This window comes from Rhodococcus sp. P4_E4 (assembly GCF_056401575.1).
Genome location: NZ_JBFUJB010000013.1, coordinates 86,781 through 97,233, shown reverse-complemented (window position 1 = coordinate 97,233; position 10,453 = coordinate 86,781). Strand labels below are relative to the sequence as shown.

Annotated in this window: 10 protein-coding genes; 7 read left to right on the top strand and 3 right to left on the bottom strand. The window is 61.8% G+C overall.

Features of this window, described 5'->3' with window-relative positions; translation table 11 throughout:
• From AC1DVN_RS16300 to AC1DVN_RS16285, 4 genes are all read left to right on the top strand, one after another.
• The coding region (locus AC1DVN_RS16300) for a diiron oxygenase (RefSeq protein WP_477994041.1) at positions 1-300 on the top strand (300 nt) is incomplete at its 5' end.
• Between the two features lie 33 nt (positions 301-333).
• Positions 334-2,061 (top strand): FAD-dependent oxidoreductase, encoded by a 1,728-nt coding sequence (locus AC1DVN_RS16295; RefSeq protein WP_046379510.1) that lies wholly within the window; start codon positions 334-336, stop codon positions 2,059-2,061.
• Positions 2,062-2,273: 212 nt separating this feature from the next.
• Entirely contained in the window at positions 2,274-2,750 is a 477-nt protein-coding gene (locus AC1DVN_RS16290; RefSeq protein WP_019745839.1) for a Zn-ribbon domain-containing OB-fold protein, read from the top strand.
• Positions 2,747-3,937, top strand: a complete 1,191-nt coding sequence (locus tag AC1DVN_RS16285; RefSeq protein ID WP_020909545.1) for a lipid-transfer protein — start codon at positions 2,747-2,749, stop codon at positions 3,935-3,937. Before AC1DVN_RS16290 ends, AC1DVN_RS16285 begins: the two co-directional genes overlap by 4 nt.
• 30 nt (positions 3,938-3,967) lie before the next feature.
• Here the strand turns inward: AC1DVN_RS16285 and AC1DVN_RS16280 are convergent, their stop codons facing one another.
• The gene (locus tag AC1DVN_RS16280) at positions 3,968-4,774 is read right to left on the bottom strand and encodes an alpha/beta fold hydrolase (protein ID WP_477994040.1); all 807 of its coding nucleotides are present in this window, start codon (positions 4,772-4,774) and stop codon (positions 3,968-3,970) included.
• 168 nt (positions 4,775-4,942) lie between these two features.
• Here AC1DVN_RS16280 and AC1DVN_RS16275 point away from each other — a divergent pair, with 168 nt between their 5' ends.
• Positions 4,943-5,914, top strand: coding sequence for a helix-turn-helix domain-containing protein (locus AC1DVN_RS16275; RefSeq protein ID WP_477994039.1), 972 nt, complete (start codon positions 4,943-4,945; stop codon positions 5,912-5,914).
• Here AC1DVN_RS16275 and AC1DVN_RS16270 read toward each other — a convergent pair.
• Together AC1DVN_RS16270 and AC1DVN_RS16265 are read right to left on the bottom strand one after the other, a co-directional pair.
• Entirely contained in the window at positions 5,875-6,636 is a 762-nt protein-coding gene (locus AC1DVN_RS16270; protein ID WP_020971188.1) for an ankyrin repeat domain-containing protein, read from the bottom strand. The two genes, AC1DVN_RS16275 and AC1DVN_RS16270, sit on opposite strands and share 40 nt — an antisense overlap.
• Complete coding sequence (locus AC1DVN_RS16265) at positions 6,633-7,343, bottom strand: FadR/GntR family transcriptional regulator (protein ID WP_019745844.1); 711 nt, start codon at positions 7,341-7,343, stop codon at positions 6,633-6,635. The genes AC1DVN_RS16270 and AC1DVN_RS16265 overlap by 4 nt, the downstream gene beginning before the upstream one ends.
• A 216-nt stretch (positions 7,344-7,559) precedes the next feature.
• Here AC1DVN_RS16265 and AC1DVN_RS16260 point away from each other — a divergent pair, with 216 nt between their 5' ends.
• Both AC1DVN_RS16260 and AC1DVN_RS16255 read left to right on the top strand, forming a co-directional pair.
• A complete protein-coding gene (locus AC1DVN_RS16260) occupies positions 7,560-8,999 on the top strand; it encodes an aspartate ammonia-lyase (protein WP_477994038.1) in 1,440 nt (479 codons plus the stop codon).
• Complete coding sequence (locus AC1DVN_RS16255) at positions 8,999-10,444, top strand: amino acid permease (protein ID WP_029256561.1); 1,446 nt, start codon at positions 8,999-9,001, stop codon at positions 10,442-10,444. The genes AC1DVN_RS16260 and AC1DVN_RS16255 overlap by 1 nt, the downstream gene beginning before the upstream one ends.
• The last annotated feature ends 9 nt before the right edge of the window (positions 10,445-10,453 follow it).

Sequence of the window (10,453 nt, the reverse complement as noted above, 5' to 3'; positions counted from 1 at the left end):
GTCCTCTCGCTGCTGTTCCCGATCGTCATGCGCATTCTCTGTGACGCCATCGTCATCCCGCCGAAGTCCTTCTGGAAGCAGTTCGACATCCCGAAGTCCGTGAAGAAGGACCTGTTCTGGGATCTGCCCGAGTCACGCCAGACCCTGCGCAACTACTTCGGTGACGTCCGCATGCTGGCCACCGACACCGGCCTGATGAACCGTGCCTCGCGCCTGGTGTGGAAGGCCTGCAAGATGGACGGCCGCGCATCACGTTTCCGTAGCGAACCTCACCGCAGCTCGCACAACGCCGCCGCGTAGCTCCCGGACAGTCGAGATCGGACTCATAGCGCCATGCCACACGTAGTCACGCAGTCCTGTTGCAGCGACGCCTCGTGCGTCTACGCCTGCCCGGTCAACTGCATCCATCCGACGCCGGACGAGCCGGACTTCCTCACCGCCGAGATGCTGCACATCGATCCGCAGGCCTGCGTCGACTGCGGCGCATGCGTCTCGGCCTGCCCGGTCGACGCCATCGTCCCCGAGTCGAAGCTGACCGACCCGCAGCGAGTCTTCCTGTCCATCAATGCGGACTTCTACAAGGAAGAGCGGCCCAGGCCGCTTCTCGCCAAGGTCATTCCGGCAGCCCACGTCGACAAGGGCCGACCGCCGTTGCGCGTTGCGATCGTCGGTTCCGGACCGTCGGCGATGTATGCCGCGGACGAGTTGCTGACTCAGCCTGACGTGCAGGTCAACGTCTTCGATCGCCTTCCTGTGCCTTACGGCCTGGTTCGCGCCGGCGTTGCTCCGGACCATCAGAAGACCAAGCAGGTCACTCGCTTGTTCGACAAGATCGCCGCACAAAAGGGTTTCGAGTTCTACCTCAACGTCGAGATCGGCAAGCACATCTCGCACAGCGAACTGCTCGAAAATCACCATGCGGTGCTCTACGCAGTCGGCGCTTCGTCCGACCGTGGTCTCGGCATTCCGGGTGCTGATCTGCCTGGCACGGCATCGGCCACCGACTTCGTGGCCTGGTACAACGGCCACCCCGATCACGCCGACGACGTCTTCGATCTCTCGCATCGCCGCGCGGTCATCATCGGAAACGGAAACGTCGCGCTCGACGTCGCTCGCATTCTGACGGCCGATCCCGAGAAGTTGGCGGGCACTGACATCTCCGCTCACGCACTCGCCGCTCTGCGGAAGAGTCGCGTCGAAGAAGTTGTCATCGTGGGTCGACGCGGAATCGCGCAGTCCGCGTTCACAGTCCCCGAGTTCACCGGCCTGATGGCACTGCCGGACATCGAACTCTCTGTCGGATCCGACGACATGGTTCTCGACTCGGCCACCGAAGAACTGGCAAAACGCGGCGAGCTTCCGCATGCCGTCGAGCAGAAGTTGCGTCTACTCGAAGCACTGAAGAACCGCGATCACGTCGACGTCGGCAACAAGCGCATCACGTTGCGCTACCTGCTCACGCCGACGTCGATCACCGGCGACGATCAGGTCAGTGGAATCGAGTTCGCTCGCAACGCCCTGGTCGACGCCAACGGAACCGTGCAGATCGAGGCGACGGGCGATACCGAGACCATCGATACCGGCTTGGTCCTCACCTCGATCGGCTACCGCGGAGTGCCCATCACCGGCGTCCCGTTCGACGAGCGTGCTTCGGTCATTCCGAATGAGAACGGCCGCGTCCTCGAAGCTCCGAACGGCGATCCCGCAACCGGCGTCTACGCGACCGGTTGGATCAAGCGCGGACCGAGTGGGTTCATCGGCACCAACAAGTCCTGCGCGCAGGAAACGATCAGGATGCTCGTCGACGACTTCAACGACGGACGCCTGACCAACCCGGTCGCCGACGACTCCGCAGTCGATCGTCTGGTTCGGGCGCGACAGTCCGACGTAGTCGACCGCGAGGGCTGGCACGCCATCGACAAGGCGGAACTGGAACGCGGCGCTGCGCACGACCGTGTCCGCGAAAAGGTTCTGGATCAGGTCGAGATCACCTCCATCCTCGACGCTGCGGCCCGGGTGAAACCGACGCGTCGATTCGGTCGACCCGTTCGCGCCCGGTGATCCGCTACAGGTAAACAGCTACTTTCACGCACACGGCCCCGCCTGCAGACTCGTCTGCCCGGCGGGGCCGTCTGCGTTCCGGCAGCGTCCCACTCAGCGAAAATTTTTGCCCGTCAGCGGCCAAAATCGTGTAATACTGCAACCTGTTCCAGTAAGCGGCACAGCGGGCCCACGATCCCCCGGATCAGGCTCGCCAACCAGATGAGGATTGCATGAGCGAGACTGCAACGCCGGCGCCGAACGGGAGTGTGACACCTGCAGTAGAGGGTTGGTTCACCACCGGCGACGAACCTGCTCTGATCGGCACGAAGTGCCAATCCTGCGGCACCATTTCCTTCCCTCGTGAGGCGACGTTCTGCAAGAACCCGAGCTGCTTCAGCGAGGAGTTCGACGACGTGGAACTCTCCCGCCGCGGCACTGTCTGGTCGTACACCGACGCGCAGTACCAGCCCCCGCCGCCGTACATCCCGCGCTCGGATCCGTACGAGCCTTTTGCTCTCGCAGCAGTCGAGCTGCCCGAGGGGATCGTCATCCTCGGCCAGGTGGCCGACGGATTCGGCGTCGACGATCTCAAGGTCGGCAATACCGTCGAATTGGTTGTCGAGCCGCTGTACACCGACGAAACCGGAGTACGTACGACGTGGCGCTGGAAGCCTGTCGCCGCAGCTGATCAGGAGTCGCAGTCATGAGCAAGGACGTCGCAGTACTCGGTGTCGGAATGCACCCCTGGGGCAAGTGGGGGCAGTCGTTCGTGAAATACGGCGTAGCCGCCGCTCGCGCCGCGCTCGCCGATTCGGGTGTGAATTGGCAGGACGTCGACTTCATCGTCGGCGGCGAGACCGTCCGCAACGGTTACGGCGGATACGTCGCCGGAGCCACGTTCGCTCAGGCCCTCGGCTGGAACGGCGCTCGCGTCGCCACGTCGTATGCAGCGTGCGCGACGGGAGCCCAGGCACTCGACACCGCTCGCGCACGAATTCTGGCCGGCCTCAGCGAAGTTGCCCTGGTCGTCGGAGCCGACACCACCCCCAAGGGTTTCCTCGCTCCCGTCGCCGGTGAGCGTTGGGACGACCCGGACTGGTTGCGCTTCCGCCTCATGGGTATGACCAACCCGGCGTACTTCGCGCTCAACGCGCGTCGTCGCATCGACCTCTACGGCGCCACCGCGGAGGACTTCGCCAACGTGAAGGTCAAGAACGCCAAGCACGGGCTCAATAATCCGAATGCGCGCTACCGCAAGGAAGTCACCGTCGAGAACGTGTTGGCATCCCCCGTGGTGTCCAATCCCCTGCATTTGCTCGACATCTGCGCGACGTCCGACGGCGGCGCCGCAATCTTGCTGACGTCGATGGAATACGCCCGCAAGATGGGCATCGCGGAACCTGTTCGCATCAAGGCTATTTCGACGGTCACGCCGACGTTCCCGCAGACGATCATGGATATGCCGAACTTCTCCACCGATTCCAGCTCCGCCGTCCCGGCTCCGGAGCGCACGTTCAAGGAATCCATCGGCTACGCCGCGTACGAGGAAGCCGGAATCTCTCCCGAAGACGTCGACGTCGCCGAGGTCTACGACCTCGCTACCTCGGTGGAACTGGACTGGATCGAAGACCTCGCGCTGTGCAAGCGGGGCGAGGCCGAGCACCTTCTACGTGCGGGTGACACCAGTATCGGGGGGCGCATCCCGGTCAATCCGTCCGGCGGTCTCGCATGCTTCGGCGAAGCCGTTCCCGCACAGGCACTTGCGCAGGTGTGCGAGCTCACCTGGCAGCTGCGCGGACAAGCCGAAGGCCGTCAGGTCGAAGGCGCCCGCATCGGTATCACCGCCAACCAAGGTCTGTTCGGACACGGCTCCTCGGTAATCGTTTCCGCCTGACCCCGTTCTACTTTCGTGGCGGTCGCACACTCACCCGTGAGCGGCCGCCACGATCACGTCTGCCACTGCCCCTGGCTGTGAAACCAGCGAGGCATGGGAGGTCGGGAGTTCGCTGATGTTCGCGCCCATCCGGTTTGCCATGAACCGCTGCGCCGAAGCTGGGATCACGCGATCCTCACCGGCGACCAGATACCAGCTCGGTGTGTTCGCCCACGACGGTGGCCCGCCGAGTTCGAGGTTCGCCCACAAAGCGGCCGACTTCTGATGAGCCAACATCGTTGCCGCCGTCTCGTCGGAAACGTCCTGAGCGAAGACGGAATGGAAATACTCGTCCGTGACGTAGCCGTCGACGTTCTTCCCGCCGATCGCGTGAGGATCGTCGACGATCTTCAATCCCAGAGCGGGAGGAAGCAATTGGCTGCCAGGGAATCGAATCGGGTCGATCGTGATCTGTACCGGCTCACCCTCCACCGGACCGAACGCCGCGATGTAGACCAGCGACTGGACTTTCGGATCGTGGACATTGGTGATCACCGCGCCGCCGTACGAGTGCCCGACGAGAACGACGGGGCCGTCGATGTCCGCAACCGTCTTCTCGATCACGGACGCGTCGTAAGCCGGCCCGCGCAGAGGATTGTCCGGCACCACGACGCGATAGCCACGCGAGCGTAGGTCGGCGGCAACTCCGTCCCAACTGGTGGCGTCGGCAAAGGCGCCGTGAACCAGAACGACAGTTGGCTTGGGGCCTGCCACCGCAGCACCGGAACCGAAGATCAGTCCGGCCGCGACTGTCATGAGCATTGCCAGAACTGCTGTGAATACACGTGAGATCTTCATGCGTTTCCTTCACTCTCTTAGGCAAGCGAGAAACTGCGGTAGGCCGGGACACGCCCGTTTCGATCCTAGAAATACCTGCTGCGACGGACGTGACTGTCCGTGCAGACTTCTGGGCTCACGGTGCACAAATTCTGGTTGAGCGTCCACATCCCGGGGTATCAAGGCTGCATGGCTTTGCTCCTGGATACTTCCGTGCTGGAGCCTGACCAACGCACGGACGCCTTCGTCGACGCGATGGGACGCGCATCGGTTCCCTGTGCGATCCACTTGGAGGATCCGGCGGGCGTGAGCGCCCGGATGAACGTGTGGAATCTGGGCGCAGCATCACTGTTCCGCTCCGAGTCGACCGGGATGCGATTGACCAGAACACCGCGGCACGTGCGATCAGCGTCGATGCCGGTTCTCGCGATTGCCCTGCAGGAGAGCGGAATCGGCCATCTAGATCAGCACGATGAGCAACGCAGAGTCCCGGCCGGTGAACTACTCATGACGGACCTGACGTCGACCTACGATTTCTCCTGGACGGGAACGGGCGCTTCCCAGTGCCTCTACGTTCCGATGGATCGGCTGGGACTACCGATCGACACCGTGCGAGACGCTGCCACGCGACCTCACCACAGCAACCTGTACCCCTTGATGATCGCGCACGTTCGTGAATTGTTCCGCAGCGCCGATCAGTTGGAGACCGATCCTGCCGCCGAACAGTTGGGCGAGGCCTCGATCGAACTGGCGCGCGCTTTGGTCGTATCGATCGCGCATGCAAATCCCGACGCCTCCGCTCCGAGATCGGCACTCACGTTGACATCGGTCCGCCGATACATCCGCGAAAACCTTCACGATCCGGCGCTGCATCCTGCACGAATTGCCCACGCCCACAGCATCTCACTGCGTCAGCTGTACAAGATCTGTTCGGACAACGAATTCCGGCTCGAGCAGTGGATCATCACCCAGCGCTTGCAGAAAGCTCGGGCCGAACTCGCTCGACCCGCTACCGTCGACCTGCCCATCGCGACCATTGCGCGCCGTGCGGGATTTGTCGACGCCGGACACTTCAGCCGACGGTTTCGGCAGGCCTACGGAGTCAGCCCGACTCGTTGGCGTCAGCTCCGCGATTGCAGCAGCGCCACAACGTCTGACTGACCACGGCTTTCGGCATTGTCCAATGCGGTCTTTCCCGACGCATCCCGGATCGAGGGATCTGCCCCGGCGTCGAGAAGCTGAGTGATCACGTCGACGTAGCGCGCCGAGCCGTCGCCGTACACAACGGCCTCGAGAAGCGCCGTCCACCCCGGATCATTGACGTGATTGACCGGTACCCCGGCAGCAATCAGCATCCGGACGGTCTCGACATGCGCGTGTTCACTCGCGGGAATCAGAGCCGTACCGCCGTAACGGTTCACGCTGTCGACATCCGCGCCATGGCTGAGCGTCAATGCCAGAATCTCGTTCAATCCCTCGGCTCCGGAATACAGGAAGGCCGAATCCTGCATGGAGTCCTTCGCGTTCACGTCAGCTCCGGCAAGAATCAACGTAGAAGCCGCAGCGACGGCGTTGTTCTTGGTGGCCTCGACGAGTGGAGTCCGTTCGCCCTCGCCGCGCGCTTCGATGTTCGCGCCGGCAGTCAGGGCAGCGGTAACAGCTGCGGGATCATTGCGGTCCACAGCATCGAAGAGCGTGCGTTCGGATTCCGGCGTCGATGCTGGCTTTACACCCGTAGGCGGTACAGCTGCCGTTGTTGTCGCTGACGCCGCGGTGGTCGGCGTCAGCGGGGTGTCGGACGAACTGCAACCCGCCAACGCTCCGGTCACCGATGCCGCGAAGATTGCGCAGGCGAGGACAGACCTGCGCGGCCGCGCCGTCACAGCGAATCACTTTCTTGGACAAGTGTTTCGAGCGTCACCCTGACGGCGTCCAGGTGTTCGGCCATCGCCCTGGAGGCGTGGTCGTAACTCCCGGATGCAATTCCTTCGACTATTCGTTCGTGTTCCTCGTTCGACTTTTCCTGGCGACCTGCAACAAGATTGAGTGTCTCGGATTGCCTTGTCAGCGCTTCACGGATGTCGACGATTACCGACTCGAAGACACGATTCCTACTGGCTTTTGCAATCAGTCCGTGAAATTGGGCGTCGAGTGCAACCCATACGAGCGGATCGTCCTCGTCACGCATCTGCTGAACCAGTCCGCGGAGGGCTGCCAGTTCCTCCGCGGTGTGCCGTTGTGCAGCCCATCCCGCGGCCGGAATTTCGACATGAGGCCGTGCTTCGACCAATTCGTTGGCCGCATAGCTGCCGAAATCGAGGTCTCGCGCTATCGAATCACTGACGACGAACGTGCCGAGCCCGGATTTTGTCTCGGTGAGCCCGAGGGCGTGGCACGAGCGCAGGGCTTCACGGATGACCGATCGACTGACCCCGTGCCTTTCGGCCAGGGACGCTTCGGACGGGAGACGCTCTCCGACTGCCAGATCGCCGGAGGCTATTGCGGCACGAAGGTCTGCGAGAACTGCCTCGGCAGCACTCACCCGCGCGGCGACTGGTCGCCTGGTGGCCCAGCTGTCTGACAGGTTCATGCCGTCATTGTTGCGACTGCCGAAGTCCCGCGTCAAACATCGCACCTGGTGACGGGTTGACGTGCAGGAGTGAGCGAGGTAACAATTAGACCTGTCAGACAGCCTGATAGCCCGATAGCTGGGCTGGTCTACTACTTGTCCGTCAGCGCTGCGATCCCGAAATACACCCACCGCGCAGAGTGATGCTTGCGCGAAGAGACACGAGGAATTGATCAAGTGCTCGAAACGCGAACAGAACACGATCTGCTCGGCGATCGCGAAGTTCCAGCCGATTCGTACTGGGGAATCCACACCTTGCGCGCGATGGAGAACTTCCCGATCACTGGTCGAACAATTGCCACGAACCCGCATCTGATCCGCGGCATCGCTTACGTCAAATGGGCCGCAGCCAGCGCAAACGAGAAGCTGGGCATCCTCGATGGCCCGCGAGCCGAGGCCATCTCACAGGCATGCAAGGAAATCGTGGACGGCCGGTGGCACGAACAGTTCGTAGTGGACGTCATCCAGGGTGGTGCCGGAACTTCGACGAACATGAATGCCAACGAGGTAATCGCCAATCGCGCATTGGAAATCCTCGACCACCGGCGCGGCGACTACGAACGACTTCACCCCAATGAGCACGTGAACCTGAGCCAATCGACCAACGACGTCTACCCCACGGCCGTCAACATCTCGACGATCTTCGCGATCGAGGACCTGCTGGATGCACTTCGTGTACTCCAGAATGCGTTCACGACCAAATCTCTCGAGTTCGCCGACACAGTGAAGATGGGACGCACCCAACTGCAGGACGCCGTGCCGATGACTCTGGGTCAGGAGTTCGGCACCTACGCGGTCATGATCGAGGAGGATCGAGCGCGCCTGGCTGAGGCTGCTCTTCTCGTTCACGAGATCAACCTCGGCGCCACTGCTATCGGCACCGGTCTCAACGCACCTGCCGGCTACGCCGAGGTGGCCTGTTCCGACCTGGGCGCACTAACCGGGCTGCCGCTGGTGTTGGCAACGGATCTGGTCGAAGCGACCCAAGACGTGGGCCAGTTCGTCCACCTCTCCGGCGTACTCAAGCGGGTCGCTGTGAAGTTGTCCAAGGTGTGCAACGATCTTCGGCTGCTCTCTTCTGGTCCGCGAGCCGGATTGAACGAGATCAATCTGCCTCCGGTGCAGGCAGGTTCGTCGATCATGCCGGGCAAGGTCAATCCGGTAATTCCCGAGGTCCTCAATCAGGTCGCGTACGAAGTCATCGGCAATGACGTGACGATTACGATGGCTGCGGAATCCGGGCAACTCCAACTCAACGCTTTCGAGCCGATCATCGTGCACTCACTGTCCGAAGGAATGCGACACCTCGGTGCGGCTTGCCGCATTCTGGCGGACCGGTGCGTACTCGGTATCACGGCCAACACCGAACTGTTGCGCGCGCGAGTCGAAGATTCCATCGGCCTCGTCACTGCGCTCAATCCCTACATCGGATATACCGCGTCCACACGGATTGCCCAGGAGGCGTTGATTTCCGGGCGTCGCGTCGCCGATCTCGTGATCGAAGCGGGCCTGCTCGACCGCGAGGAACTCGATCGGTTGCTCAGCCCCGAACATCTCGCCAATCTCCGCGTTGCGGGCGAGAAGCCTCATGCTACCGCCGTTGCGGAGGAGGTTTGATGACCGTCGAACGGGAAGAGACACCCCACGCCGAGGTTGCCGCTGAAGAGGATCTCGGGTATCAGAAGGCGCTCGGCCCCAGACAGATTCAGATGATCGCGATCGGTGGTGCGATCGGAACAGGCCTTTTCATGGGTGCGGGAGGGCGGCTCCAACAGGCGGGCCCGGCCTTGGTTCTCGTGTACGCGCTGTGCGGGTTCTTCGCGTTCCTGATCCTGAGGGCACTCGGCGAACTGGTGATGCACCGACCGACTTCGGGATCCTTCGTTTCCTACGCACGCGAATTCTTCGGCGAGAAGATGGCTTTCGCTGCGGGTTGGCTGTACTGGATGAACTGGGCAATGACTGCCGTGGTCGATGTCACGGCTGTGGCGTTGTACATGAACTTCTTCAAGAAGTACTGGGCGCCACTGGGGCACATCGATCAGTGGATGTTCGCTCTGATCGCGGTGGTGTTGGTTCTCGGACTGAATCTGGTGTCCGTGAAGGTCTTCGGAGAGCTGGAGTTCTGGTTCGCGTTGATCAAGGTCGTTGCGTTGACCGCGTTCCTCGGGTTCGGTGTCTATTTCGTACTCTTCGGCACGCCCATCGAAGGACATTCCTCCGGATTCAGCCTGATCACCGACAACGGTGGGCTGTTCCCCAACGGAATACTTCCGGCAGTCGTGGTGATTCAGGGCGTCGTGTTCGCTTACGCCTCAATTGAACTCGTGGGAACCACGGCCGGAGAGACCGAAAATCCCCGGAAGGTGATACCCAAGGCAATCAACACAGTGATCATTCGGATCCTCGTCTTCTACGTGGGATCGGTGCTACTGCTCTCGCTGTTGCTCCCGTACACGGAGTACCACGCCGGTGAAAGTCCATTCGTCACATTCTTCGGTTCGATCAACATCCAAGGCGCGGATGCGATCATGAATCTGGTCGTTCTCACGGCAGCCTTGTCTTCCCTCAACGCCGGATTGTATTCGACCGGACGAATACTCCATTCGATGGCGATGGCAGGCTCGGCGCCTGCCTTCGCTGCCAAAATGAACAAAGCCGGAGTGCCGTACGGGGGAATCGCACTCACCGGCGTGGTCATCCTGTTCGGCGTCGGGCTCAATGCTGTTGTCCCAGCGCAAGCCTTCGAAATAGTCCTCAATCTTGCAGCCCTCGGCATCATCAGTGCGTGGGCAGTCATAGTGTTGTGCCAGTTGAAGCTCTGGCAACTTGCGAAACAAGGCAAAGTCACCCGCCCTCCCTTCCGCATATTCGGCGCACCGTACACCGGGATCGCGACACTGGTTTTTCTTGCGGTCGTTATCGTATTGATGGCATTCGACAACCCTGTTGGAACATGGACCGTCGGCTCCATCGCGATCATCGCACCGCTGTTGATGATTGGTTGGTACGGCGCCAGGAATCGCATTCGCGAGTTGGCCATCCATCGACCCGCAGCTTGACGTGAAAGG

Bases quoted from the DNA above. Each gene is read 5' to 3' on its own strand.
- AC1DVN_RS16255 (WP_029256561.1), top strand. From the start codon at position 8,999: ATGACCGTCGAACGGGAAGAGACACCCCACGCCGAGGTTGCCGCTGAA.
- AC1DVN_RS16290 (WP_019745839.1), top strand. From the start codon at position 2,274: ATGAGCGAGACTGCAACGCCGGCGCCGAACGGGAGTGTGACACCTGCA.
- AC1DVN_RS16265 (WP_019745844.1), bottom strand. From the start codon at position 7,343: ATGAACCTGTCAGACAGCTGGGCCACCAGGCGACCAGTCGCCGCGCGG.
- AC1DVN_RS16285 (WP_020909545.1), top strand. From the start codon at position 2,747: ATGAGCAAGGACGTCGCAGTACTCGGTGTCGGAATGCACCCCTGGGGC.
- AC1DVN_RS16280 (WP_477994040.1), bottom strand. From the start codon at position 4,774: ATGAAGATCTCACGTGTATTCACAGCAGTTCTGGCAATGCTCATGACA.
- AC1DVN_RS16275 (WP_477994039.1), top strand. From the start codon at position 4,943: ATGGCTTTGCTCCTGGATACTTCCGTGCTGGAGCCTGACCAACGCACG.
- AC1DVN_RS16295 (WP_046379510.1), top strand. From the start codon at position 334: ATGCCACACGTAGTCACGCAGTCCTGTTGCAGCGACGCCTCGTGCGTC.